This window comes from Terrirubrum flagellatum, from assembly GCF_022059845.1.
Lineage (GTDB): Bacteria > Pseudomonadota > Alphaproteobacteria > Rhizobiales > Beijerinckiaceae > Terrirubrum > Terrirubrum flagellatum.
On record NZ_CP091851.1, the window covers coordinates 2,694,209 to 2,718,672 of the forward strand.

Below are 24,464 nucleotides of genomic sequence, written 5' to 3' on the forward strand. Positions count from 1 at the left end.
TTTGGCGCGCCGCGCTGCAGTCGCAAATGCCGGAACTGACCTTCCGTCACATTGATGAGGACGGCGATCCCGGCGAAATCGACTTCGCTTTTGTATGGAGGCCGCCTCGCGGCCTGCTCGCGAGTTTGCCCAATCTCAAGGCGGTCTTCTCCGTCAGCGCCGGCGTCGATCATATCCTGCTCGATGAAACCGTTCCGGAGCATCTGCCTATCGTGCGCATGGCCGACCCCTCGCAGGCTGAAGCCATGGTTGAATATGCGATGATGGCGACCCTCTGGCTGCATCGTCGCATGCCGCATTATCAGGATAGCCAGTGCCAGCTGATCTGGGCGCCGCAACCCGCTGTCAGAACATCAGAACATCGCGCATGCGTGCTCGGATTGGGTGAATTTGGATCACGCATCGCGCAGCGTTTGCGCGATTTCGGCTTTGAGACTCATGGCTGGAGCAGGACACCAAAAATTCTCGATGGAATCGCCTGCTATACCGGACGCAAGGGCCTCGCCTCTGCGCTTCAACGCTGCAACTACCTGATTTGCGTTCTTCCGTTGACGTCTGAAACTGCGGGAATTCTGAACGCCGAAACATTGGCGCTGCTGCCGCGCGGCGCCTGCATCATCAATATGGGCCGCGGCGCGCATATCGTCGATGCCGATCTTCTTTCAGCGCTCGATTCCGGACATATCGGCGGAGCCATTCTTGATGTCTTCAATCACGAGCCGTTGCCGAATGATCATCCCTACTGGCGCCACCCCAAAGTCCTCGTGACACCGCACATCGCGGCGGAACTCTACCCGCCGACGGCTGCGGGAGCCGTCGCCGAAAACATTCGCCGAATGCAAGTGGGGCTGCCGCTGCAACACGTATTTGACCGAGCCCGCGGTTACTAAATTCGTAAATCGACGCGCCGCGCCTGCGCGAGACGGCAGTCGAAAAGGAGAGCCCTGTGCCGAACGATGTCGACGTCGCCATTGTTGGAGCGGGAGCGGCCGGGATCGCGGCCGCGCGCCGCTGTCTCGCAGCCGGTCTTTCCGTCGCCGTCATCGAAGCGCGCACCCGCGCCGGGGGGCGCGCATGGACGATCCCGACCAGCGCGAACGCTATTGTCGATCTGGGCGCCGCCTGGCTTCACTCCGCAGATCGCAACCCTCTCACCGATCTCGCGCGCGAGCATGGCTTTCATATCAGCACTCGTCTCCCGGATCCGTGGGACGTGCGGCTGGGCCGCCTCAAGCTGAGCTCGCAAGACATCGAGAACTGGAAATCGAGCTACTCCGCCTTCAACGCTCGCCTCGCAGCGCAAGGCGACGAGGCGGACAGACCAATCTCGCAACATTTCGGCGCAGATGACCGTTGGCGCGCCGTGTTGGGCGCGATGCAAACATGGCGAGCCGGAGCGGACGCCAACAGGATATCGACCGCCGACAAACTCAATTCATTCGACACCAACACCAACTGGCGGATCACCGAAGGTTTTGGAACGCTCCTTGAAAAGCTTGCGAGCCATCTTCCCATTCGCTTTGGCGCAGTCGTGAACAAGATCGATTGGTCCAGGTCGCCGGTGTTGTTGGACACGTCTGCGGGCGCGCTGCGCGCATCGTGCGCCATTGTGACGGCGTCAACCGGCGTGCTCGCGGCGGATGCGATCGCCTTTCACCCGATGCTCCCCGCCGAAAAGCTCACAGCCCTCGAAGCGCTTCCGCTGGGAGCCAACAACAAAGTCTATTTCGAGTGGCGCAGCCGTGACGATGGATGGCCGGATGACATGCATTTTCTCGGCTCGACCACGCAAAGCGCGACGGGATCCTATCAGCTTCGGCCGCTAGGGAGGCCGCTGCTCGAGATGTTCCTTGGCGACAAACTCGCTCGGGAACTTGAGCGCATCGGAACGAACGAGCTCACAGCATTCGCAGAAGCGGAACTTAAAAATGTTCTTGGCTCGCAAATTCCGCAATTGAAGCCGGTCGCCGCCTCAGCCTGGCTCGGCGATCCCTGGTCGCGCGGGGCTTATTCCTATGCGACGCCCGGCGGCGCCGGACAGCGATCTATCCTGGCCGAACCGCTCGATGATCGCGTGTTTTTTGCAGGGGAAGCTTGCTCCAAAGAGGCGCACTCCACGATCCACGGGGCGTGGATGAGCGGCGAGTCGGCCGCCGGCGCTTCGATCAGATCGCTCCAAGGCTCGTGATCGTCTGTCACGGGCGACACCTCGCCCGCGGGGCGGCCAATCTAGACGACGCCTGCCCCCATTCGCGCGGCAGCCGGCACCGCAGCTCGTTTAGCGGTATTGGTCCCTGGCGCGAAATCGCGTCTGCAAATCTTCGGCGCAGACGCTATATTCCGATTGGGAATCGGCAAGCGCAGATTAGGTGACTTCAAGCGTGCGCGGGCCATCAAATATCGATTCGAGCCTGACGCATCGCGCCTCGTGCCGGTCTCCTACCTTGACGCTCAAGGGCGTCGCCGCGCCGCATTCGTCAACGAAGCGATCGCAGCGCGGGCCGAAGGCGCAACCTGGCGGCGGCGCGGCGAGATCCGGCGGCGAACCAGGAATCGCCTTCAGCCGATCGCCTTTCGCGTGCGCGCTCTCGGCGCGGGAAGACAGAAGTCCACGCGTGTAGGGATGCGCAGGATTTCGAATGACTGAGGCGCAAGAACCGCTTTCCACGATGCGGCCGGTGTACATCACGGCGATCCTGTCCGCGATCTCAACTGCAACACCGATGTCGTGAGTGACGAACACGATCGCGAGGCCGAATTCGCGCTGTAGCTCACGCAGCAGGAGCAGCACCTGAATCTGAACGGTAGCGTCGAGCGCCGTGGTCGGCTCATCGGCAAGGAGCACTTTCGGCCGGCAGGCCAGAGCCAAAGCGATCATCGCCCGCTGACGCATGCCGCCAGACATTTCGTGCGGATAATTGTCGAGCCGCCGCTCGGGCGAGGGAATCCGCACGCGCTCAAACAGTTCAAGACCGCGCTTGCGGCCTTCGGCGAATGAACATCCTTCGTGACGCTTCACCGCCTCGGCAATCTGATCGCCGACTTTGTACACGGGATCGAAGGCGAGGCCGGGATCCTGAAAGATCATCGACACGGTGCGGCCACGATACGCCGCGAGCTCCGCCTTGGACATCGCCAGCACATTCCGCCCGTCGACCGTGATGTCGCCGCCGATTACCGCAGATTTAGGATGCAGGCGCATGAGCGCGCGCAAGGTGACGCTCTTGCCTGATCCGGACTCGCCAAGAAGCGCAAGCGTTTCGCCGGGACGGAGTGACAGGTCGACGCCAAGCACAGCGCGAACACGCTTGCGGCCCGCGGCGAAATCGACCGTCAGGTCTTTTGCTTCAACGATCGGAGGCGCAGTGGTCATGCTGCGGCAAGCCTGGGATGGCCCGAAGCGGGATTGGCGAGATGGCAGGCCGCGAGATGCGCGCGCCCGACATCGGACAAGGCCGGCTCGGCATGGCTGCAGAGCGTCGAGACCATCTTGCAACGCGGGTGAAAGCGGCAGCCCCCGGGAGGGTCGATCGGATTTGGCGGGTCGCCGGAAAGCGGCGCTTCCTCAGTGCGCTTGTCCGGATCCATCGACGGGACTGATGACAAGAGCGCTGCAGTGTAGGGATGGCGCGGTTTCTCGAAGATAGCTTCGCTTGCTCCAATCTCAGCGACCTTGCCGAGATACATGACCATGATGCGATCCGACATGAAGCGCACGACGTTGAGGTCATGGGTGATGAACATATAGGTGAGACCGAAGTCGCGCTTCAAATCGAGCAGGAGATTCAACACTTGCGCCTCGACCGATTTGTCGAGCGCCGACACCGCCTCATCGAGGATGAGAAGACGTGGTTCGAGCGACAGGGCTCGCGCGATATTTACGCGCTGCCTCTGGCCGCCTGATATCTCATGCGGATAACGGCCAGCGAAGCGCTTTGGTTCAAGCCCAACACGGTGCAAGAGATCATGCGCTTTCGAGATGGCCGCCGCCGCCGACGCGCCATGCACACGCGGCCCAAAGGCTACCGTGTCTTCGACAGTGAGCCTTGGGTTGAGCGAGGCGTAGCTGTCCTGAAAGACCATCTGCGCCTGCCGTCGGAAGCTCCTGACATCGAGCGCTGACGATCCGACCGCTTCGCCGTCAAAGAGAATCTCGCCCTGATCCGGCTTGATAATCTGCATGACCAGTCTGGCGGTGGTCGACTTCCCGCAACCGGACTCGCCGACCACGCCAAGCGTCTCGCCCTTCAGGATCGAGAAATCGACGCCGTCGACCGCGCGCACCACGTTGCTTGGTTGACCGAACCAGGAGCGCTTGCCGCCAAAGTGCTTGACCATGCCACGCACGTCGAGCAGCGCCGTTCCCCGGCCGCCGCGATCACGCGATTCATCCATTGCAACTGGATCGGCGGGCGTCATTGCCGCACCTCCATCGCCGAGCGCAGCCCATCGGAGAACAGGTTGAAAGAGATGGAGGTCAAAAAGATCATGACGCCCGGCAGCGCGGCCACGAGCGGCTGCGAATAGATCGCAGTGCGCAACGTGTTCAGCATCAGGCCCCATTCCGGCTCCGGCGGCTTCACGCCGAGGCCGAGAAACGAGAGACCCGACGACAGGATCATCGAGACGCTGATCAGGCTGGTGGCGTAGACGAAGATCGGGCCGAGCACATTGCCGAGCACATGCACGCGCACCACTGTAAATGCATTCGCGCCGGAAATGCGGGCCGCCTCCACGAAATCCCGATTGCGCGTCTGAGTGGTCACCGCTTCGGCGATGCGCGCGATCTGCGGGATGAACACGACGGTCAGAGATACGATCGAATTGAGGATTCCCGCGCCAAGCGCGCCCGACAGCGCGATCGCCAGCAGCACGGAGGGAAAAGCGAAGAAGACGTCGATGACGCGCATCACGGCGGTGTTCACCCAACCGCCGATATAGGCGGCGAAGACGCCGATCGCCGATCCGATTCCAAAAGCGAGAATAACCGGCGTCACGCCCATGAACAGAGAGAGCCGGCCGCCATAGATCAGACGACTCAGCATGTCGCGACCAAGCTCATCGGAGCCAAGCGGATAGCCCTGAAAGCCGATCGGGCGAAGCCTGCGCACCATCGACCCGCGGAACGGATCGGCCGGCGCGAGATACGGCGCAAAGACTGCGGCCAGCGTGATCAGAAGGATAACAACAAGCGCGCCCATCGCGACGGGGTCGCGCACAAGACGCGCGCCAACGCTCGCCCAATAGCTTTGGCTTTTCGCCAGTGGAATCGCGGCGGCGTCTATTGCGCTCATCGCTCAACCTCGCTGGATGCGCGGATCGAGCATCGTCTGCAGGATGTCGACGATGAGGTTGAGCGTCACGAAGAACATGGCGAGCACGAGGATAGTCCCCTGTAACAGCGGCAGGTCGCGCTGGAAGATCGCGGTGTTCAACAGAAATCCCGTGCCGGGCCAGGCAAAAACAGTTTCGATCAGAATCGATCCGCCAAGCAGATAGCCGAGTTGCAGTCCCATCACCGCGAGCGCGGTCGGAGCGGCGTTGCGAACGACATGCTTGAACACCGCCCACTCGCCCATGCCTTTGGCGCGCAACGCCTGCACGAAATCCTGACTGAGAATATCAGCAACGAGCGCGCGCAGCGTGCGCGCGATAATGCCCATCGGGATCGCCGACATCGTGATCGCCGGGAGGATGATATAGCGAAGATGCTCGAAGTCCGGCCGCCAGTTCGTAGAACCGCCGGGGCCAGCGCCTGTCGATGGGAGCCACCCCAAAGTCGCCGAGAACACGATGACCAGGACCATGCCGAGCCAGTAGTGGGGAACGCTGACTCCGAGAATCGAGGCGATCGAGGCCGCCCGGTCGAGCGCGCTGTTGCGGAAATATCCCGCGACAAAACCGAAGAAGGCGCCGAAGCCGAAGCCGATCAAGGTGGCAATCGAAGCGAGGATCAGCGAGTTGCCGACTGCGCGCCCGACTTCTGAGATCACGGGCCTGCCGCTGGCGATCGAAGCGCCGAGGTCGCCGTGCAGAACCTTCCACAGCCAGATGCCATATTGCACGGGCAGCGGCTTATCGAAGCCGTAAGCCGCGCGCATTTCCGCCTGTTGTTGCGCTGTCGCATCGATGGGCATGATCGAAGTCAGCGGATCGCCCGGCGCGAGATGCACAAGAAGAAAGCAGACAACGCTCACGCCGAGCGCGACCGGCGTGACATAGACGAGCCGCTTCAACGCATAGATAAACAAGCACGCACTCCCGCTGGCTGGCGACGGAGCCGCGGGCGCGGCTCCGTCATCAAGCCTACTTGTCCATGGTGATCGGCGAGAAATCCTGGAACCAGTTCTGAGCCTGCACGAAGCCTTTCACCTTCGGGCTCATGGCGCGCGCATTGACGTCGTGCGTCACCATCAGGAATAGCGCGTCATTCACATACTTCTCGTGAATCTTCTGCAGCGTCGCGGTCTGCTCCTTGGGATCAAACGTGTTGCGGACCTGATCGAACAGCTTGTCCATCTCGGGATCGCAATAGAGGCCCCAGTTGGTGCCGGCAGGCGGCGCGAGATTGCACTGGAGATGACGAATGAAGCCGGTGAAGGGGTCCTGGATGAAGTAGGAGTAGTTCATCGCCGCGCCGCCGCGCGAACTCGGATCCTTCGCGCCTGCTCGCCAGATGTTGATGAGCTGATTCCACTCGACAACCTCAAAGTCGACCTTGATCCCGACTTCCGCGAGATTCTGCTGGATCAGTTCGTTCATCGGCAGCGGCAACATCTGTCCCGAGCCGGACGGGGAGATGAGCACCTTGGTCACGAGAGGCTTTTCAGGCGTAAAGCCAGCCTCTTTCAGCAGCTTCCTGGCTTCCTCGGGCTTGTATTCGACCTTGAAGGTCGGCTTTCCGAACCACTGATGGCCGGGCGGAAAGAAGCCTTCGGCCGGAATCATCAACCCCTGCAGCAGTTCCTGCATACCGGCGCGATCGACCGCCAGATTCGCCGCCTTGCGAACGCGAATGTCGTTCCAGGGAGAGCCTTCGGCGCGAGAGAGATGCCAGGTCCAGTTATGCGGATAGGCGTTGGTGACAATCTTGAAGCCCGCGCCCGTCAGCGACTTCACCGCGTCAGGAGACGGGGCTTCGATCCAGTCGACCTGCCCTGAGCGCAGCGCCGCCACGCGCGCATTAGGCTCCGGCAGAGGGATGAGAATGAGCTTTTCGAGCTTCGGCACTCGCGCCTTGTCCCAGTAGGCTGGATTGGGAATGAGTTCCGCGCGCTCGCGCGGAACGAAGCTCGCAAGCTTCCAGGCGCCTGTTCCCGACGGCGCCTTGGCGACTGCGTCCCAGCTCTTGCCGAGCTTTTCCCAGTTCGCCGGCGAGGACATCAATATCCACGCAACCTGATAAGGCAGCGTCGCGTCAGGCGTCTTGGTGGTGATTTCGAGCGTCAGAGGGTCAATCGCGCGATATCCGGCGACCGCAGGGATGCGTGACTTCCCCTGCGCCGACTGACGCTGATCGAACTGCGGACTCTCGTTCTTGAGAAGCTTGTCGAAATTCCAGACGACGGATTCCGCCGTGAACGTGGAACCATCGTGGAACTTCACGTCGGGACGCAGCTTGAAAATCCATTTGGTTTTGGTCGTATCGGCCGGATCGAGGGCCCAGCTCAACGCCAAACCTGGCGTCAGGTCAGAGGGCTTTGTCGCGCTGGATAAGTCCCAATTGATTAGCGCGTCATAGACCGTATAGCCCATGAAGCGCTGCCCCTCGCCGCCATTGTCAGTCTGCCCGGTCGTCAAAGGGATGTCAGAAGCGGTCATTCCGATGCGCAGCGTTCCCTGCGCAAACGCCGTGGCTGCGGTCAGAGGCAGCAGGCACGCCACGGCAAAAACGAGCTTACGCATCTTTATCCCCGGAAAATCCATTATGTAGGGAACGCAAACTTCGTGCCACTTGCAGGCGTCGTTGGTCCGACCATGCGTCGGCTTCATTCCACGACCAGCGCAGAACGCACACCGCAGCAAACGAAATTGCGGCGCGGATAACGCTACGGCCCATGTCAGGCCGCAGTGCGGCTGCGGCGTCGGCTGCGAGACCGGGAGCCTTGAGCGACGTGAAGTGATCCCAATCGCCTCTTCTGCCCTTCAATGCAGCAGGCCCAGGCGCCAAGGCTGCGAGCAAGAGCAATTGAGTCGCGATGTCCGGCGCGGAGTAGCGTGTGACCAAAAGCACCACGCCTGCTGTGGCGAGATGTGCTTGGCCCACCTCTGCACGCTTGGCAGGGGGATGCCTGCTCTGGGCAAGGGTATCGGCTTCGCGAACCTGAAAGCCGACGTTCAAGGGGCATTCGTCGCGCCGCCCGACCCAACGTCATGGGCCAGTTGACAAAAGATACCCTGTAAAGCCGTTGATCCGAAGAGCGTTCGCTCCTCATCGAACGAAGCGAGCCACACTACCCATCGCGCTTACTCGGAAGACGCTCGCTCGCGATCTCATTGCTTCCGTCTGGTGTGCGAGCGCTTTGATGGTCGCAGTGTTCTCCTCGACGAGGGCAGAATTTCTCCGGGTGATCTCATCCATCTGCGCCAGCACTTTGATGACTTCAGCGATTCCGCTCGATTTCTCGACTCGCGCTGAGTCGATGTCGGAGACGATGCATGTCACGATGAGAAAATTTGAGCCCGAGGAACAACTGCAGCTCTGGCTACTCACTTTGCCGATGGTAAGAGCGGCGCGCGTCGCTGATCGCGTTCAGGCGAGATGGCAGGCGACGGAGACGGGCCCTTCACTGCGCAGCAGCGGCGCTTTTTCGCGGCAACGCGCGACCACGGAGCCGCAGCGCGGATGGAACGTGCAGCCCGGCGGCGGAGAAATCGGACTCGGAACTTCGCCCGACATCGGCCTTCGCGCGCGGTTCGGTTTCTCGACATCAGGAATCGTATCGAGCAGCAGCCGCGTGTAGGGATGCTTCGGTCGCGTGAAGACCTCTTCCGCCGGACCCGTCTCAACGAAACGCCCGAGATACATGATCGCAAGCTGATCCGACATGTGTCTGACGACCGAGAGGTTGTGACTGATGAAGAGATAGGTCAGTCCAAATTCACGCTGCAGTCGCACCATGAGATTGAGGATCTGCGCCTGAACCGAAACGTCGAGCGCCGAGGTCGGCTCGTCGCAGACCAGAAAATCCGCTTCGGTCGCCAGCGCGCGCGCAATGGAAATACGCTGGCGCTGGCCGCCGGAGAATTCATGGGGAAAGCGCGCGGCGTCGCCACGCGACAGGCCGACGATTTCGAGGAGATCGCCGACGCGCGCGATCGTCTCGCTCCCGCTTGCGCGCAGTTTCAGTTCGCGGATCGGTTCGGCGATGATGTCGCCGACGCGCCAGCGCGGATTGAGGCTCGCGTAAGGGTCCTGAAAAATCATCTGCACGCGTGGCGAACCGACGGAGCCGTCGGCGCGTCTGATGTCGGAAAAGCGCAGAGCGCCTTCGGTCGGCTGCTGCAGGCCGACGACCATGCGCGCCAGCGTTGATTTTCCGCAACCGGATTCGCCGACGATGCTGAAAGTGGTCCCACGCGCGACCGTGAAGCTCACATTCTCCACCGCGCGCAGCATGCGCCGCGGCTGGCCTGAGATCAGCCGCGAGAAGGCCGGCGCCGACACGTCGAAGCGGCATGACGCCGCCGCGACTTCGAGAATGGCTTGCGGCTCAGACATGGGTGCCCGCCATCACGGGGAAGTGGCATGCGGCCGCATGCTGCGCGAGCGGCAAAACCGGTTTCTCTGCGCGACAGACATCCTGTCGCGCCTTGCAGCGTGGATTGAAGGCGCAGCCTGATGGGATCGCATTCAGCCGCGGCATGGCGCCATCGATCTGGTTGAGGTGCGCATTGCGCGTATGCACGCTCGGGATCGAGGCCATGAGGCCGGCGGTGTAGGGATGGCGCGGCCGGCGCGTCACTTCTTCCACGGGACCGATCTCGACGACGCGGCCGGCATACATCACCGCGACGCGATCGGCCGTCTCCGCGATCACGCCCATATCGTGCGTGACGAGCATGATCGCCGCGCCATGCTCGCGACAGATGCGTTTCAGCAGCGTCGTGATCTGCGCCTGGATCGACACGTCGAGCGCCGTCGTCGGCTCGTCCGCGATGATCAGCTTGGGTTCGGCGCACAAAGCGAGCGCGATCACGACGCGCTGGCGCATGCCGCCCGAGAATTGATGAGGATAATGATCGATGCGCGTCTCCGCGGCGGGAATGCCGACCTCCTTGAGAAGGTTCAGCGCCCGCGCTCGCGCTTCGGCGCGCGTCATATCGAGATGGGTGAGGATCGTCTCAACGAGCTGGTCGCCGACCGTCAGCATCGGATGAAGCGAGGTCAGCGGGTCCTGAAAGATCGCGCCGATGCGTCGCCCGCGCAGCTTGCGCATCTGCTCCGCGGGAAGATTGTCGATGCGCTGGCCCTCGAGATGAATGCTTCCGCCGGCGATGCGTCCGGGCGGATCGATGAGGCCGATGACCGCCGTTCCCGTGAGCGATTTGCCGGCGCCGGATTCACCGACCACGCCAAGCACTTCGCCCGGCGCGATGTCGAAAGACACGCCGTCGAGCGCCGTCAATGGCCCGCGACGACCATCGAAGACGATGCGCAGATCGCGCACCGAGAGCAGCGGAGCGGGCGCGGCGGCATCCATCGTCAGGCGCCCTCTTCACGTTCGATTGCGTAACTCGATGAAAAAATTTCGCTGACAGGCGGATGGCCCAGCGTGCGTTCGGGATAGCGCGCCATCACGCCCTCGAACTGCTTTTGCGCGCGCCTGTTGTCGGCGGCTTCATCGATATCGGGAATGACGCGGTTTTCCATCACGAACCGGCCGTCGATGATGACGGTCGAGAAATCGCGGCCGTGGCCGGTCAGCATCATCGTCTGGATGGGATCGATCACCTGACCCATATGCGGCCGATCGAAATCGAAGACGGTGATGTCGGCGCGCGCGCCTGGCTGCAGTCGGCCGAGGTCGGGACGCTGGAGCGCATCGGCGCCGCCTGTCGTGGCGGCGTCGTAATAGTCTTCGCTGCGCGCAGAGGCCGATGATCCCGCCATGGTGCGCGCGAGGATCATGCCGACCTGCATGTTCATTACCATGTCAGACGGGCTCGTGTCGGTGCCGAGCCCGATCTTCAGCCCCATCTCGCGATAGCGGCCGAAATGATCGATGGCGTTACCGTGCCGGCCTGACACCAGCGGGCAATGCACGATCGCGGCGCCGGCGTCGCGAATGATGTCGAGATCACGCCCGGGCCTGGCGATATGCTTGCTGCCGGAGACATAGGTGCCATGCGGCAGGAGGCAACGATCGCTGAGAAAGCCCAAGCTTTGCAGCCATTCTGGCGGGCTCATGCCATGCTGCGCCAGCACCAGATCATACTCGATCTTCGACTGGCAGCAGTGTAGCCGCATCGGGATGTCGTGCGCGCGGCTTGCGGCCGCGGTGCGACGCAGCAGTTCCGCCGTCGAGGTTTCGATGCGATCGGGCGCGAGCATCGTGCGGATCAGGCCGCCGGCTTCGCCTTCGAAGCGCTCGCAGAAGGCGACCGCGTCATCGAGTTCTTTGAGACCGCGCGGCTCGTCATAATGAGTGACGATGCGGCCATCGGCTTCGACAAGCTGATTGCCGGTGCGAAAAGCAGGGCCGAGATAGGCGCGTATTCCGAGGGAAGCCGCCGCCCCGGCGGCGTCGGAGAATTCCTCCACCGTCTCGCCCCAGGCGCGATAGAACAGCGATGCGATCGGCAGCGCCGTCGTGATTCCGTTGCGGATGAGCGTCGCGAAAGCGTGCTTCTTCTGGAACGCCAGCTCCTCGCGCGAATACATTTCGTAAGGCCCGGCTTCGAGGTAGCTGCGCGGCCAGACGCGGCCCTTCTTCCAGGCCGGCTGGTTGTCGTAGCCGAGGATCGTCGTGTCGAGGTCGGACAGCGCGTCGAGATCGACGAAGCCGGGGCCGATCAGCACATTGCCATAATCGATACGCCGCGCGACCTCGCCGGGAAAGCGATGACCGACAAAGATGATCTCGCCATTCTCGAAGACGATTTCGCCGCGTTCAAAAAGCCGATGTCGGCCGTCGCGATGGCCGACGAGCCATCGCGCGGTGAGCAGGATGCGGCCTTCCGGGCGTTTCTTCGCGTGAAGCGTCACGGCGCGCTCCTGAGGGGAACGCCATCGTGCGCGACGATCTTGCCGCGCTTGACGACGCGGCGCTTCGGCGACCGGGTGACGATCGCCTCGGCGACGGTCTCGCCAGGCACAATGACGAGATCGGCGGCGCAACCTTCACTCACACCGTAATTCCTGATCTCCATCACTTTCGCGCCTTCGGTGGTGCAGACGTCGAGCGCGAGTCGCAGTTCATCGTCGCGGCGGAAATTGTTGCGCAGGCCGACGAACATCGCCCGCTCCAGCATGTCGGCGTTGCCATAGGGACCCCAGGTGTCGCGGATGCCGTCGGAGCCGGAGCAGACGCGCACGCCGGCGTCGAGCAGCTTCTTCACCGGCGGTGCCGGCCGGCTCGCCGGCGCTGTCGTCATGATGGCGATGTCGAGTTCGACGAGCTGCGCAATCAAGGGATCGACGAGCGCGGGATCGGGCGTTCCCAGACAGAAGGCGTGGCTGATCGTCACCTTGCCCTTCATGCCGAGCGCGCGCGTGCGCTCGCAGATGAGATCGGTCGAGAAGGCGCCCATCTCACCGGGCTCGTGCAGATGGATGTCGAGCGGCTTGCCGTGCCGCTGGCAGAGCTCGAAAATCGCGTCGAGATGCCCCTTGGGATCGCGGTCGATCGCGCAGGGGTCGAGCCCGCCGACGATTTCCGCGCCAAGCTTCAAAGCCTGATCCATGAGTTCGAGGGTGCCCGGCCGCCTGAGCATGCCAGACTGCGGAAAGGCGACGATCTCGACATCGATGATGTCGCGATAATCCTCGCGCATCTGCATCACGCCCTCGACGCCCCAGAGGCCGTGATCAGTGTCGATATCGACATGGCTGCGGATATGGGTCGAGCCCATCAGCGAGGATTGCACGGACTGGCGCGCCGACTGGCGATAGGGATCGATGTTGAGGCGCTTCTTGTTCAGCCGCTCATTGTCGATCTTGTCGAGGAGCCGCGGGCCGACCTCATTCTTGTACCAGGGCAGTCCCCACAGACTTTTGTCGAGATGGGTGTGCGCCTCAACGAGGCCCGGCAGCACGATGTCGCCTTTTCCGTCCTCGATCGTCGCGCCTGATGGCGGCTCGATCTCTTTCGCGACGCGCGAAATCCGCCCGTCCTCGATCAGCATGTCGGTCGCGGCGCCTGCATAAGGCCTGACATTGCGCAGGAGGAGAGCGGTCATCGGGCGTTTCCTTTTTCTTATCGGAGTTTTGGATTGAGCGCGTCGCGCAGCCAGTCGCCGAGCAGATTGACGCTGAGAACGATGAGGCCGAGCTGGAGCGAGGGAAAGACCACAAGCCACCAGGAGCCGGAAAACAGATATTGGTTGCCGATGCGGATCAGCGTGCCAAGCGAAGGCTGCGTGATTGGCATGCCGACGCCGAGAAATGACAGCGTCGCTTCCGACAGGATCGCGAGGCCGAGATTGAGCGTCGCCGCGACCATCACGGGCGTCAGCGTATTCGGCAGAATGTGGCGGCGCATGATGCGCGCAGGCTTCACCTTGATGATGCGCGCGGCCAACACATACTCTTTCCGCCGCTCGACCATGGTCGAGGCGCGCACCGTGCGCGCATATTGCACCCAGTTCGTCAGCGAGATCGAGACCACGAGCACGACGGCGGCGAAAGGCTCGCGCAGCGGCGGCGGCAACAGCTCGCGAAAGATGGCGCTGACGAGAATCGCCATCAGCAGCGTCGGGATCGAGAGGACGGTGTCGCCGAGCCGCATCAGCAGATTGTCGATGCGTCCGCCATAGAAGCCGGCGACGAGCCCGATGGTTACGCCGATCGCCATGGAGACGATCACGGCGGAGAAGCCGATCAGGAGCGAGACGCGCGTGCCGTAGAGAATGGCGGAGAGAACGTCGCGCCCCTGCGGGTCCGTGCCGAGAAGGAACGGCCATTCGCCGTCCTTCTGCCAGATCGGCGGAATCTCCGCCTTGTCGATGAAGATCTGCGAGAGATCGTAGGGATTTTGCGGCGCAATCAGCGGCGCGAAGAAGGCGCTCGCAAAAAGAATGATGAGCACGATAGCCGACAGCCACGCCGCCGGCGTCCTACGAAAACTCCAGCCGATGTCGCTGTCGAAGAAGCCGCGCAGGCGCGCGAGGGGGCGGATGATGTCAGCGGGCATTGGCGGCGCCCGCGATGGCGTCGTCGCGCAGGCGCGGATCGACGAAGGCGTAGAGCAGATCGACCAGCGTGTTCAGCGTCACGAAGATGAAGGAGACGACGATGAGATAGGCCGCCATCACCGGAATATCGACGAAGGTCACCGCCTGCACGAACAGCATGCCCATGCCCGGCCATTGAAAAACGGTCTCGGTGACCAGCGCGAAGGCGATGAGATTGCCGATCTGCAAGCCCGTCACGGTGATCACAGGCATCAGGCAATTGCGCAGCGCGTGCCGGAAATGCACGGCGCGCGCCGGCAGGCCGCGGGCGCGGGCGAAGCGGATGAAGTCGGCGCGCAAGGTCTCCAGCATCTCGGCGCGCACGAGCCGCATCACCAAAGTGATCTGGAACAGTGACAGCGTAATCCCGGGCAAAATCAGCGCGAGTCGCCCCGATGACGTGAGAAATCCCGTGCTCCACCATCCCAACTGCACCACCTCGCCGCGCCCGAAAGCGGGCAGCCAGCGCAGCGTCACGGAGAAGAGCAGGATGAAGAGAATGCCGAGCGCGAAGCTTGGCAGCGACACGCCGAGGACGGAGACGAATTGCAGCAGCTTCGCCGGGAAGCTGTCGCGCCTGATCGCGGTGTAGACGCCAAGCGGAATACCGACCGCGAGCGACAGGAAGGTTGCGACGAGAACGAGTTCAAATGTCGCGGGGAAGCGCTCGGCGATGAGCGTGAACACTTCCTGCTGGTTGCGATAGGAGATGCCGAAATCGCCGCGCGCGGCATTGCCGACGAAAGTGGCGAACTGCATCACGAAGCCCTTGTTGAGCCCGAGCCTCTCACGCAATTCGTCGCGCTGGGCCTGGCTCGCCTGCTCGTTCAGCATCAGTTCGACGGGATCGCCGACGAAACGGAAGATGAGAAAGGCGAGGAACGCCACGGCGAGCATGACGCCCGCCGCGTTGAGCAGTCGCTTCAGCAGGAAGACCGGCATCGACGTCTCCGCGTGAAGGCGGAAGGGCGTCGGTGAGGCGCCCTCCCCCGATGTTTATTTCATCACCGTCAGCCAGAGGCGCGGTTTGTTGTCCGACGCCTGCACGGTCGACGCGATGGTGTTGCGCATCGCCCAGGCCATTGGCTGCTGATGCAGCGGGATGAAGAGATGCTCTTTCTTGGCGATGGCGAGCGCTTCCGCCATCATCGGGATGCGCTTCTTGTTATCGAGCTCCACGCCGGCCTTGTCGACCAGCGCGTCGATCTTGGCGTCGCCCCATTCGCCCCAGTTGAACACGCCGCCGGAGCCGCTCTTCGAGCGCACCACCTGCACGAGCAGGGAGTAGGCGTCGATCATCGGCTCGTTGGCCCAGCCGAAGGAGATGACATCGAAGTCGCCCTTCACGCGCTTCGGCGTCTGCTGGCTACGCGGCCCCATGCTGAGATTGGGCTTCAGGCCGGCGCGCGACCACATCGACGCCACCGCCTGACAGAACTCCTCTTCATTGACGAGGCTGTCGCTCTGGCAGTTCATCTGAAACGAGAAGCCATTGGGATATCCCGCCGCCGCGAGCAGCTTCTTCGCGCCGTCGAGATCGAACGGCAGACGCTCGTCCTGCGACGGCTCGTAGCCCGGGATCGCCGGAGCGACGAGCGCGCCGGTGTTGCGGGAGAGGCCGCGCATGGCGCGCTTCTGGACGGCGTCGATGTCGATCGCGCGATAGAGCGCTTCGCGAACACGGATATCCTTGAAGGGGTTCTTGTCCTTCACATCGCTTTCATAGAGCGCATTCTTCAGATTGAAGGCGAAGAACACGCTGCGCAACTCGTTCGTCTGCAGCACCTTGATGTCTGATGAAGCCGACAGGCGCGGCAGATCCTGCAGCGGTGCGACATTGGTGAAATCGATCTCGCCGGAGAGCATCGCCGCGACGCGCGTCGAGGCCGAGGTGATCGGCGTAAATTCGATTCGGTCGATGTTGTGCTTCGGCTTGTCCCACCAGTCCTTGTTGGCGACGAACACCGTCTTTGAATCGGCGCGGCGGCTCTCGATTGCGAACGGCCCGGTGCCGTTGGCGTTGTCGGTGGCGTAGCCCTTGACGCCCTTGCCGGAGTCGGTGGGCTTCAGCGCGTTGTTCGCCTCCATCCACTTCTTGTCGAGGATGTAGATGTTTGTGAGATCGTTGAGCAGCAGCGGATAGGGGCCGTTGACTTCGATATCGACGGTGTAGTCGTCGATCTTCTTCGCGCCCTTGTAGGCCGGCAGGTTGCCCTTCAGCGGCGAGTCATCATCGGTGACGCGCGTCAGCGAGGCGATCACGTCGTCGGCGGTGAAGGGGTCGCCATTATGAAACTTCACGCCCTTGCGCAGCTTGAAGCGCCACACGGTCGGCGACACCGTCTCCCAGGATTCGGCCAGCGCCGGCTCGATCTTGAGATCGCCGGTGTAGCGCACGAGCCCTTCATAGACGTGATTGAGCACGGAGAGCGTGAAGGTCTCGCCGAAGGAATAGGGATCGAGCGACGCGATCTCGCGCGAGGCGCCCCATTTCAGCGTCTTCGCGTCTGCGACGCCGGTCAAAGCCAAAGCGGCCGCGGCCGCCAGCAACCATCGGGTCTTCATCGCTTTCTCCTCTCCACCGAGCCGTCGCCTTGGGCGCCGGTCTCGTCCCATGCTTTGCCTCTTCTTGCGTCAGATGACGCCTTCTTTGGCACTTTGTGTGCGATAAATAATCAATATTGCATGCGATCATATTATGATATTGTATGCGATTATTGAACACAAGCGCAAACTGGAGTGGAGCCGAATCCCGTGACATGGAGGGAGCCTGATGCCTCTCAACGACAGCCAAGACGGGCGGCCATGACGGAAACCCGCGCTCCGGGATCGCGCGCGCAATCGGTCTACAGGGCGCTCAGGCGCGCCATCATCGAGCAGGCGCTCAAGCCCGGCATGAAGCTGCCGGAGGATTCGATTGGCGAGCAGCTCGGCGTCAGCCGCACTCTGGTGCGCGAGGCGTTCGGCCGGCTGGCGGTGGAAGGTCTCGTCGAACTCAAGCCCAATCGCGGCGCGTCGGTCGCCTACCCCACGCTGGAGGAAGCGCGCGACGTCTTCGACGTGCGCCGCGGTCTCGAGCGCCTCGTCGCAGAAAGTCTCGCGGGGCGCCTCACGGCGTCGCAGGCGGCCGAACTCGAGGCCCATGTGCGCCAGGAGGAGCAGGCGCAGGGACGCGACGGACCGGAGTCGATCCGCCTCGCTGGCGAGTTCCATATCAAGCTCGCCGAGATGACCGGCAATTTGCTGCTCCTGCGCTATGTGCAGGAGGTCAGTTCGCGCTGCTCGCTGATCCTCGCGATCTATGGCCGCCCGCATTCGTCGGAATGCGCGGTCTCCGAGCATCGTCAATTGATCGAAGCGCTACGCGCCGGCGATGCGAAGCGCGCCGCCGATCTCATGGACCATCATTTGCAAGCGGTGGTGACGCGCGCGCTGCTCACGCCACGCGGCGAGCGCGATGTTCGCGACCTGCTCGCGCCCTACGCCCTCAGCGAAGGACTGACGCCTCCGTGACCGACGCCCTGACCAAGCCGAAAGCCGCCGGCGCGGCCGACATCGTCACCTTCGATTTTGCGGCGCTGACCCCTCGCGAGCGCTACAAGCTTCTGATCGGCGCTGTGGTGCCGCGGCCTATCGCGCTCGTCACCACCATTGATGCGCAGGACGCCGTCAATGCGGCGCCGTTCAGCTTCTTCAACTGCCTCTCCGCCGATCCCGCGATCCTGGCGCTCGGCGTCGAATATCGCCCGACCGGCGCGCAGAAGGACACCGGCCGCAATGTGCGCGAGACGTTGTCCTTCACCGTGAACATTGTGTCAGACGCGATCGTCGAGAAGATGAATGTTTGCGCCGTGCCGTTCGAGCCCGGTATCGACGAACTCGTGCAAGCCGGATTGACGGCGAAACCGGGCGTGAAAGTCCCCTGCCCCTGGATCGGCGAAGCGCCGGCGGCGTTCGAATGCCGGCATCATACGTCGCTCGGCATCGGCAATTCGCGCGAGATTATTCTGGGCGAAGTAGTCTATGCACATTTCCGCGCCGATGTGGTCGACGCCGCCAAGCATTATGTCGATGCCGCCGCGCTCGATGCGGTCGGCCGCATGGGCGGCCATGGCTACGCGACCACGCGCGACTATTTCGATCTTCCGACGATGTCGGTCGCGGCCTGGAGCGCAGGCGCGATCACGACACGACGCTAGACTGCGTCAATTGGCGATTTTTGACCGGTTTGCGGCGAGTCGCTCATCGACCAGCGCGACCTGGGCGTCGATCGCTGGATGACGCAGGCCCTTCTGCATCGCGATCAACTGCACCAGCTTGTCAGCCCGCTCGATATGAGGGGCGCCGTTGTTGATGGCTCGCGCCGCCGAAGCCGGCCGCGACAGGCTTTCGGCCGCCGCCGCATATTTTTCGAACGGCACAAGGTCGGCCGGCGCCGCCCCAAGCCTCACGCACAAATCGAAAACGAAATTATAGACAGAGCGCGACTCCTCAATGTCGGTATGCACGGCCTCCTTCGCTGTGCGCATTCCGTCCCTGGTGATGCATCGATAGTTGCCCGCAAGCAGCATCGACCATTTGGCGAGCGGCACCCAGATCGAATCGTAGGCCTTCAACTTGACTGGCAGCTCGATCTTGCCCTCCGGCGTATCGAAGCGAGCCTCGTCAACATCCTTCTCCAGGTTGCGGATGAGCTGAGTGTCATTCTCACCCTCAAAACGGGCGCATTTGAAATTCGTCGGGAGCGTGACCAGCAACTCATTGGCTTTGCCATCTGGCGGACGGATCGCCTGCGGATCAGGGCTGTTAAGCGTGATCTTGCTCGGGTCGATCGAATCCCAGACGCGCGGGTCTGTGTACGCAGCTTCCAGCGCTTTGTGGTCGAGGCCGGGAATGCGCCTGAGATAAGAAAGTGGCGGCATGTTCATGATAGACATGCAGGGCGCGCGGGACTTGCCCACGGCGTCGAGGAGCTGGCGCACGCCCTCCACTCGATATTGCGGCTCCTGCATGCAAAGTCCGACCAGATCGAATTGCGACGGATCGACGCCGGACGCCGGACCAGCAGTCACCTTTCCCGGAAGCTTGCGCGATTCCAGGACGACCGGTTCGTTGCGGCCGCGCACTGGCAGCGTCACCCTGAAGCCTTCGGCATTGATCAGGTCAGCCTCCGCCGGCAGGCAGACCAGATGTATCGAGTGACCGCCAAACAGCAGCTTGGACGCCAGGAGCGAGCCGTAGGACGCGCCCATCAACAGGATGTTTTGCGGCATTGGTTGCTTTCCACAACTTCAGGGCCAAGCCCTTGTGGTATCAGAAACAAATGTTTCCGGGTTCGCAAGCCTCGCGCCTCGGACCGTCGCAGAGGTATGACTTGAATACAGGCGCACCGCCAGTGCCCGTTCGCTATCCTTTGATAATCACTTTGCTTTTTTCTGGCGGGCGTTTCGACGCTCTCGACGGCCAGCCTTACAGGCGATCATCGACGCAACGCCAACCGGGCGCCTCAGCTTCATCTTGACGGAATTTGGCAAGCCCTTCACGCCAACCGGCTTCGGCGCGCGGTTCCGCAAATGGTGCAATGCGGCCTGCTTGCCGCATTGTTCGGCGCACGGACTGCGCAAGGAGTGCGCGGCGACCGTCGCGAATCTCGGCGGCAGTGACGAACGGATGATGGCGCTGTTCGGCGGAAGCGAGAACAGGTGGCGACCTACACAAGGAATGCGAACAAGCGTCGGCTGGCTATCACTGCGGCGGCCTTGATCGAGGAAGCACTAACAACGAACGGAATTGTCCCGTCGGCTATCCAGTTGCTGCCCGAGCGGGACAATGAGCCGAAATCAGTGAAGGAAAACAAGGAATGAAAAAGCGGATGGTGCCCAGGGGCGTCTTTTAATTTACCGCACAACCTAATGAATTAGCTTGTCTTTTTCAGAGCCAATAATAATTTTCCAACATTTGTCCAACGGCGAATTTTGGGCGGTGGTTCGGTTCCCATAGCATCGTCAACTGATGGGTTATCCTGCGCCCTCCCCCCACCTGCGGGCGCCTTGGCCTGCGCCGCTCGTCGGATTCGCGGCTGGTAGCTCATCTGCTTGGGGAGAAGAGGCGCGGTCACGGACCTGAAGTCCGGTCCCCCGATGAGGGGACCGGGAAACTCAACAAGGCAACGGCCGCTCCTTGGGGTAGGAGAACGGGCCGGGCTGGCCGTGGTTAGTCCTTTTGCGCGATACAGCTTGGTTCAGCCGTCAGCTTCGCGTAGCCCGCAAACGGCACCGCCAATGATCAATCTCGCCTGCGCGGCTTCAATGAGCTCCGCCATTCCTTTGAAGAAGGCGATCGCGTCGCTCTGCCACTTCATCATTTCCTCGAATGCGTCCCCTTCGCGAAGGCCGGCCGCGGCTTTCGCCAGCTCATCCTTAGTGAGCGTCATTACCCCCGACGCCGCACGGAGCGCGGCGCCGTACGACTTGTTCCACGCGATCCACTGATCGCGGGTTGGCTGAACGGCCAACTCCTTTGTCCACGGCTCGATAGGGGTGGCCGCGAGTTGCTCGATCTCGCGCCAACTCACACCGGGCTTGGAGCGGTCCGTGCGAGTTCGCCGGGAAGTGGACTGTGACCGTCGGACGGGCGGACGTGATAGCGTGCGCGCAACCTGCTTCATGGGGATGCTCCATGTTCGGGTAGGTCGGTCGGAGAGCTGCAACTTTCCGACCGGCCGCTCGATCGGCGACCGAGCACGCAGAGCATGCCGGTCGAGCATTAAAAGTCAAATAATTTCAAATGGATAGAATGCTGTCGGAGTCGATGGAAAACTATCGAAACTGATCAGCGCGAGCGCCGCATTCCACTTAAGAGGTTGCACCACACATAGAGTGCTATGCGAACAGCTCTCCCGGTCGCACCTCGCTAGTCGTTTCCCATGTGCTCACGATGGACGCATATTTCTCGGGCTCTGAGGTCGCGAGAGAAAAAATGTATAGGCCCTTATGAAAGCGAGAAAGAGCTGCGACGATCGTCCGCTCGTCGGAATTGTAACGATAAGCGAACTGCTCATCGACGTGAAACTTCCCTTGCTCAAGAGTCCGACCGCCAGGCATGATCGCAAGCATCGATTGAAGCGTTTGGTTCGCTAGCCCGGCATTTAGGAACCATGTCGACCACGCACGGCCGTGCTTGGGCAACGCTTGGCCGACGTGCTCTCGGTAGAGGGCGAACGACATTTTTGCTGCGAACCTATCCAGTAGACTCCTTGTATTTTTCCCGGAAGCTTGAACGCCGAGAAACGGAAGATTCACGCCAGAACGATCACGGCGCCACTCACGCCTAAAGCTTCCGCCAAACAACTCGATCAGAACAAGCGGATTTCTTCGCTGAATCTGATTTCGAAGCGCAACGGCTTCGTCCAATAGCTGCTTATCCAAGCGATGATCGGGGCTTAGGCGCGCGAAGAAACTGGCGACCAGATCTGCATCGCTTGAGCCAGAGTTGCACTCTTCGCAGGTAGCGAACTCCAAGCCGCTGGGGCGGGATTTGCTCCGAAACATTGCGCGAGGAGGCATGTGCTCCAGTGATCGCCATTTCTGAAAGCAATAGATGCATCTGGGCTCAGGTCCCAAAATCGATTCTCGGCTCCGGCTCTTTGCTCTGGCCTCGCCCAATCTCGTCTCCCCTTCTGCTGCTGAATCTACATTTAATCGAAACTGGCCACGCTTAGCGCGAGCGGCCGAGCTTATGAAGCTCCAGGAACGCAACTCCGTCTCTCAAACGTCAGTGGACCAGGATTGCCGCCAGCGCGACCATAAGCCGCCACGAAAGCTGCAACGGCGAGGATTGACGGGCTAGTCCGGATCATGCCGCCGGGACGTGGGCGGCTTGAGATCGCTCCGCAAGGCTCGACGTGAAATGCTGAGATCGTCAGGTTGCCGATGCGGCCACGGAGCTGAACTTTGGCGGATGATCAGAACAACGAGCTTCAGCAACTGCTCGAGAAGTTGAAGACGGGCGAACCGAAGCCCGATCCAATTCACGACCAACTCAATTCGGGCCTTCGACCGGCTCGGCCGGCTCTGACTCTGCTGGCGTTCGCCGCTGTCATGATTGTCATTGCCGCCGCGCGCTGGCTTTGGGCTGACGCGCTGCACGCGCTGGGAGCACCTTAACGCCTGCGGTCGGATTTTGATGGACTGCAGATTTTCTTTGAACGCGACTCGCTGTCACCAACGCTACGCCTGACAGGCGCGGCGCGCCTTCCCCCGAAGGCACGGACGAGCAACGGGTCGCCACTCCCCCCGGCGCGGCGGCCCGTCTCGATTTCCGCAGGGGCCTGGCGGCCTCGCTTGACTCCTGTGCGCCAATGAGAACAAGATAAGAACATCCGATCCCGGGCGGGACCTTCGGCCAGGCGCATAGCGCGTCGGGCGGCGGCCCGCGTTTGCCTGGAGGCGGCGATGGCGAGCGTCACCTATTTCGTCGTGATCCCGTTCGAGGCGGACGAGGATGGCGAACTCACAGCCGGCGAGCCGATCGAGGCGCGCACGCCTTCAGGCGCGATTTTCCGGGCCAAAGCTGTCGCTCTTTCAGCCGGCGGCGCAATCGCGTTCAGCCGCACCGGCGATCCGTCCCTTGGCGAGTTCGAGGACGCAGTCGTCTTGGCGCGCGAAGGGATCACCCCTGACGATCTGGCAGCCTATGTCGGCACCGGCGCCTGAACGCCAGCCGGAGCGGCTGTGCGATCTCTCCTCGGCGATGCCGGTGCTGCGCATCACCTGCGGCGAGTGCTCCTCGATCGACGACCACAGCGTCCGGGAACTCCAGCGCTTCTACGGCCATGAAGCCGGCGTATCCGATCTGGTGGCAGGTCTGCGTCTGTCCTGCGGCCATGACGGCGGCGTGCGCCGCTGGGAGGCCTGCACGCAGCCGCCACGCCAATCGCCGCCGCCGGCCGACGATGACACGGCAATCGACGCGGCGCTTGCCGAGTTCAATGGCGACGCCCGCGCAACCATCCGCGCGCTGCTTCATGATATCGACGCGCTCGCGGCCGACGCGCGCTCGTTGGTCTCACGCGGCTTCGTCCGCGACCTCGACCTCGTCGAATGGAGGAGGCGTCATGACCGTTGAGCGATATCACGTCGTCGTCGCTTTCGATCGGAATGAAGAGGGCAACCTGGTCGGCGGTCGCGGCGTCCTCGAAAAGTCGAAGATGGCCGCCCTCAGCACGGCGCGCGATCTGGCGCGGACGCATCTCGGCGTCGTCGCGGTGTCTTGCCTGGCCGACCGAGAAGCCGGCGTCTTTGGCGAGGGTCAGGCGACGATCTTCGGCGTCGTCCCTGCAAAATATCGGCCGCGCGGCAGATGATCAGCGGCCGCGGCCCCGCCGATCCCGTTACCGACGAAGACGAGCAGCTGATCACCTCTCCCTATGTTGTCGTGCGTCTCGAATGCGCGGTCCGTCAGAAGCAACGTCAATTCAGGCTGGCGCGCCTTTGTCGAAGAGTTCGGCTCTGGCATCACCATGAATGCGCGCAGAACGAAACCCTCACTCCGCCGATGCCTGGGCCGAGGACAACAACTTGATCCCATCGACTGTGGTTGTCGGCGCTCGCTTGAAGCCCTTGCCGCGAAAGCGGATCAGGTCAGAGCCTTATGCATCCACGAAAGAGATATCGCCATCGGTGTAAACGCGCCAAGCCGATACCTTGCCCATCACCGGAAACGCTGAAGAGCAACCATTATCCACTTGGATTCTATAACCGTGCTGCACCTTGCTTTCGAACAGCACGATATTGCATCTTTCGTCGTCTTTGTTGGCCATGACGCCGACGTCCCCAAGCATTGTCTGCGCTCTCGACGGCGCGGCGAGCTTTCTGCTCTCTGCTGCTTCAGCGACTTGGAAAATCAGCAGAAAAGGGAGAGCGGCGAGAAATCTCATGGCTTCCTCCAAATGACAAAAGGTAGTTCTCAGGCGGACCGTTGATTAGTGGAGGCGTACAGCCCGCTGGGTGTCCGAGCGCACATCGAAGCGCTTCCTCGATAGAGAACGTCTGACGCGGCCAGATTTTGAG

General features: G+C 62.1%; 26 protein-coding genes. 9 read left to right on the forward strand and 17 right to left on the reverse strand.

Annotation, left to right across the window (positions count from 1 at the left end):
• Positions 1–218 precede the first annotated feature (218 nt).
• Complete coding sequence (locus L8F45_RS13100; RefSeq protein WP_342363437.1) at positions 219–890, forward strand: 2-hydroxyacid dehydrogenase; 672 nt, start codon at positions 219–221, stop codon at positions 888–890.
• Between the two features lie 56 nt (positions 891–946).
• Positions 947–2,188 carry a flavin monoamine oxidase family protein gene (locus L8F45_RS13105; protein WP_342363304.1) on the forward strand — a complete coding sequence of 414 codons (1,242 nt, stop codon included), beginning with the start codon at positions 947–949 and terminating at the stop codon, positions 2,186–2,188.
• A gap of 177 nt (positions 2,189–2,365) precedes the next feature.
• Here L8F45_RS13105 and L8F45_RS13110 read toward each other — a convergent pair whose 3' ends face one another.
• From L8F45_RS13110 to L8F45_RS13170, 13 genes are all read right to left on the reverse strand, one after another.
• Positions 2,366–3,373, reverse strand: coding sequence for an ABC transporter ATP-binding protein (locus tag L8F45_RS13110; RefSeq protein ID WP_342363305.1), 1,008 nt, complete (start codon positions 3,371–3,373; stop codon positions 2,366–2,368).
• Positions 3,370–4,419 (reverse strand): ABC transporter ATP-binding protein, encoded by a 1,050-nt coding sequence (locus L8F45_RS13115; protein WP_342363306.1) that lies wholly within the window; start codon positions 4,417–4,419, stop codon positions 3,370–3,372. The genes L8F45_RS13110 and L8F45_RS13115 overlap by 4 nt, the downstream gene beginning before the upstream one ends.
• Complete coding sequence (locus L8F45_RS13120; RefSeq protein WP_342363307.1) at positions 4,416–5,294, reverse strand: ABC transporter permease; 879 nt, start codon at positions 5,292–5,294, stop codon at positions 4,416–4,418. Before L8F45_RS13120 ends, L8F45_RS13115 begins: the two co-directional genes overlap by 4 nt.
• Before the next feature lie 3 nt (positions 5,295–5,297).
• A complete protein-coding gene (locus tag L8F45_RS13125; protein ID WP_342363308.1) occupies positions 5,298–6,251 on the reverse strand; it encodes an ABC transporter permease in 954 nt (317 codons plus the stop codon).
• A 55-nt stretch (positions 6,252–6,306) separates the two neighbouring features.
• Positions 6,307–7,905 (reverse strand): ABC transporter substrate-binding protein, encoded by a 1,599-nt coding sequence (locus L8F45_RS13130; RefSeq protein WP_342363309.1) that lies wholly within the window; start codon positions 7,903–7,905, stop codon positions 6,307–6,309.
• Positions 7,898–8,341, reverse strand: a complete 444-nt coding sequence (locus L8F45_RS13135; RefSeq protein WP_342363310.1) for a hypothetical protein — start codon at positions 8,339–8,341, stop codon at positions 7,898–7,900. Before L8F45_RS13135 ends, L8F45_RS13130 begins: the two co-directional genes overlap by 8 nt.
• 411 nt (positions 8,342–8,752) lie before the next feature.
• Positions 8,753–9,721, reverse strand: coding sequence for an ABC transporter ATP-binding protein (locus tag L8F45_RS13140; protein ID WP_342363311.1), 969 nt, complete (start codon positions 9,719–9,721; stop codon positions 8,753–8,755).
• Entirely contained in the window at positions 9,714–10,703 is a 990-nt protein-coding gene (locus L8F45_RS13145; RefSeq protein WP_342363312.1) for an ABC transporter ATP-binding protein, read from the reverse strand. The genes L8F45_RS13140 and L8F45_RS13145 overlap by 8 nt, the downstream gene beginning before the upstream one ends.
• Before the next feature lie 2 nt (positions 10,704–10,705).
• Positions 10,706–12,208 (reverse strand): amidohydrolase family protein, encoded by a 1,503-nt coding sequence (locus L8F45_RS13150; protein ID WP_342363313.1) that lies wholly within the window; start codon positions 12,206–12,208, stop codon positions 10,706–10,708.
• Positions 12,205–13,401 (reverse strand): amidohydrolase family protein, encoded by a 1,197-nt coding sequence (locus L8F45_RS13155; protein ID WP_342363314.1) that lies wholly within the window; start codon positions 13,399–13,401, stop codon positions 12,205–12,207. The genes L8F45_RS13150 and L8F45_RS13155 overlap by 4 nt, the downstream gene beginning before the upstream one ends.
• Positions 13,402–13,418: 17 nt before the next feature.
• Positions 13,419–14,354, reverse strand: coding sequence for an ABC transporter permease (locus tag L8F45_RS13160; RefSeq protein WP_342363315.1), 936 nt, complete (start codon positions 14,352–14,354; stop codon positions 13,419–13,421).
• Complete coding sequence (locus tag L8F45_RS13165) at positions 14,344–15,336, reverse strand: ABC transporter permease (RefSeq protein WP_342363316.1); 993 nt, start codon at positions 15,334–15,336, stop codon at positions 14,344–14,346. The genes L8F45_RS13160 and L8F45_RS13165 overlap by 11 nt, the downstream gene beginning before the upstream one ends.
• A gap of 54 nt (positions 15,337–15,390) precedes the next feature.
• Positions 15,391–16,959, reverse strand: a complete 1,569-nt coding sequence (locus tag L8F45_RS13170) for an ABC transporter substrate-binding protein (RefSeq protein WP_342363317.1) — start codon at positions 16,957–16,959, stop codon at positions 15,391–15,393.
• Between the two features lie 240 nt (positions 16,960–17,199).
• Here L8F45_RS13170 and L8F45_RS13175 point away from each other — a divergent pair, with 240 nt between their 5' ends.
• Both L8F45_RS13175 and L8F45_RS13180 read left to right on the forward strand, forming a co-directional pair.
• Positions 17,200–17,907, forward strand: coding sequence for a GntR family transcriptional regulator (locus L8F45_RS13175; RefSeq protein ID WP_342363318.1), 708 nt, complete (start codon positions 17,200–17,202; stop codon positions 17,905–17,907).
• Positions 17,904–18,593 (forward strand): flavin reductase family protein, encoded by a 690-nt coding sequence (locus tag L8F45_RS13180; protein WP_342363319.1) that lies wholly within the window; start codon positions 17,904–17,906, stop codon positions 18,591–18,593. The genes L8F45_RS13175 and L8F45_RS13180 overlap by 4 nt, the downstream gene beginning before the upstream one ends.
• 6 nt (positions 18,594–18,599) lie before the next feature.
• Here L8F45_RS13180 and L8F45_RS13185 read toward each other — a convergent pair whose 3' ends face one another.
• A complete protein-coding gene (locus L8F45_RS13185) occupies positions 18,600–19,667 on the reverse strand; it encodes a Rossmann-fold NAD(P)-binding domain-containing protein (protein ID WP_342363320.1) in 1,068 nt (355 codons plus the stop codon).
• 429 nt (positions 19,668–20,096) lie between these two features.
• Between L8F45_RS13185 and L8F45_RS13190 the strand changes: the two genes are divergently transcribed.
• Positions 20,097–20,258 carry a hypothetical protein gene (locus L8F45_RS13190; RefSeq protein WP_342363321.1) on the forward strand — a complete coding sequence of 54 codons (162 nt, stop codon included), beginning with the start codon at positions 20,097–20,099 and terminating at the stop codon, positions 20,256–20,258.
• Between the two features lie 377 nt (positions 20,259–20,635).
• On the opposite strand, the gene L8F45_RS13195 is transcribed toward L8F45_RS13190, so the two are convergent.
• The gene (locus L8F45_RS13195; RefSeq protein WP_342363322.1) at positions 20,636–21,061 is read right to left on the reverse strand and encodes a hypothetical protein; all 426 of its coding nucleotides are present in this window, start codon (positions 21,059–21,061) and stop codon (positions 20,636–20,638) included.
• Between the two features lie 214 nt (positions 21,062–21,275).
• Positions 21,276–21,821 carry a hypothetical protein gene (locus tag L8F45_RS13200; RefSeq protein ID WP_342363323.1) on the reverse strand — a complete coding sequence of 182 codons (546 nt, stop codon included), beginning with the start codon at positions 21,819–21,821 and terminating at the stop codon, positions 21,276–21,278.
• A 525-nt stretch (positions 21,822–22,346) separates the two neighbouring features.
• Here L8F45_RS13200 and L8F45_RS13205 point away from each other — a divergent pair.
• The 4 genes from L8F45_RS13205 to L8F45_RS13220 all read left to right on the forward strand — a co-directional run bounded on the left by L8F45_RS13205 (position 22,347) and on the right by L8F45_RS13220 (position 23,758).
• A complete protein-coding gene (locus tag L8F45_RS13205) occupies positions 22,347–22,559 on the forward strand; it encodes a hypothetical protein (protein ID WP_342363324.1) in 213 nt (70 codons plus the stop codon).
• Between the two features lie 288 nt (positions 22,560–22,847).
• Positions 22,848–23,108, forward strand: a complete 261-nt coding sequence (locus L8F45_RS13210) for a hypothetical protein (protein WP_342363325.1) — start codon at positions 22,848–22,850, stop codon at positions 23,106–23,108.
• Positions 23,089–23,520 (forward strand): hypothetical protein, encoded by a 432-nt coding sequence (locus tag L8F45_RS13215; protein WP_342363326.1) that lies wholly within the window; start codon positions 23,089–23,091, stop codon positions 23,518–23,520. The genes L8F45_RS13210 and L8F45_RS13215 overlap by 20 nt, the downstream gene beginning before the upstream one ends.
• Positions 23,510–23,758, forward strand: coding sequence for a hypothetical protein (locus tag L8F45_RS13220; protein ID WP_342363327.1), 249 nt, complete (start codon positions 23,510–23,512; stop codon positions 23,756–23,758). The genes L8F45_RS13215 and L8F45_RS13220 overlap by 11 nt, the downstream gene beginning before the upstream one ends.
• 285 nt (positions 23,759–24,043) lie before the next feature.
• On the opposite strand, the gene L8F45_RS13225 is transcribed toward L8F45_RS13220, so the two are convergent.
• Positions 24,044–24,331: an AprI/Inh family metalloprotease inhibitor gene (locus L8F45_RS13225; protein ID WP_342363328.1), complete on the reverse strand. Its 288-nt coding sequence runs from the start codon at positions 24,329–24,331 to the stop codon at positions 24,044–24,046.
• Positions 24,332–24,464 lie beyond the last annotated feature (133 nt).

Coding starts and splice junctions, on each gene's coding strand:
- L8F45_RS13160 (WP_342363315.1), bottom strand. CDS start 14,354: ATGCCCGCTGACATCATCCGCCCCCTCGCGCGCCTGCGCGGCTTCTTC.
- L8F45_RS13165 (WP_342363316.1), bottom strand. CDS start 15,336: ATGCCGGTCTTCCTGCTGAAGCGACTGCTCAACGCGGCGGGCGTCATG.
- L8F45_RS13170 (WP_342363317.1), bottom strand. CDS start 16,959: ATGAAGACCCGATGGTTGCTGGCGGCCGCGGCCGCTTTGGCTTTGACC.
- L8F45_RS13225 (WP_342363328.1), bottom strand. CDS start 24,331: ATGAGATTTCTCGCCGCTCTCCCTTTTCTGCTGATTTTCCAAGTCGCT.
- L8F45_RS13195 (WP_342363322.1), bottom strand. CDS start 21,061: ATGAAGCAGGTTGCGCGCACGCTATCACGTCCGCCCGTCCGACGGTCA.
- L8F45_RS13110 (WP_342363305.1), bottom strand. CDS start 3,373: ATGACCACTGCGCCTCCGATCGTTGAAGCAAAAGACCTGACGGTCGAT.
- L8F45_RS13115 (WP_342363306.1), bottom strand. CDS start 4,419: ATGACGCCCGCCGATCCAGTTGCAATGGATGAATCGCGTGATCGCGGC.
- L8F45_RS13145 (WP_342363312.1), bottom strand. CDS start 10,703: ATGGATGCCGCCGCGCCCGCTCCGCTGCTCTCGGTGCGCGATCTGCGC.
- L8F45_RS13130 (WP_342363309.1), bottom strand. CDS start 7,905: ATGCGTAAGCTCGTTTTTGCCGTGGCGTGCCTGCTGCCTCTGACCGCA.
- L8F45_RS13120 (WP_342363307.1), bottom strand. CDS start 5,294: ATGAGCGCAATAGACGCCGCCGCGATTCCACTGGCGAAAAGCCAAAGC.
- L8F45_RS13215 (WP_342363326.1), top strand. CDS start 23,089: ATGTCGGCACCGGCGCCTGAACGCCAGCCGGAGCGGCTGTGCGATCTC.
- L8F45_RS13220 (WP_342363327.1), top strand. CDS start 23,510: ATGACCGTTGAGCGATATCACGTCGTCGTCGCTTTCGATCGGAATGAA.
- L8F45_RS13100 (WP_342363437.1), top strand. CDS start 219: ATGGCCGACCCCTCGCAGGCTGAAGCCATGGTTGAATATGCGATGATG.
- L8F45_RS13175 (WP_342363318.1), top strand. CDS start 17,200: ATGACGGAAACCCGCGCTCCGGGATCGCGCGCGCAATCGGTCTACAGG.
- L8F45_RS13185 (WP_342363320.1), bottom strand. CDS start 19,667: ATGCCGCAAAACATCCTGTTGATGGGCGCGTCCTACGGCTCGCTCCTG.
- L8F45_RS13140 (WP_342363311.1), bottom strand. CDS start 9,721: ATGTCTGAGCCGCAAGCCATTCTCGAAGTCGCGGCGGCGTCATGCCGC.
- L8F45_RS13155 (WP_342363314.1), bottom strand. CDS start 13,401: ATGACCGCTCTCCTCCTGCGCAATGTCAGGCCTTATGCAGGCGCCGCG.
- L8F45_RS13210 (WP_342363325.1), top strand. CDS start 22,848: ATGGCGAGCGTCACCTATTTCGTCGTGATCCCGTTCGAGGCGGACGAG.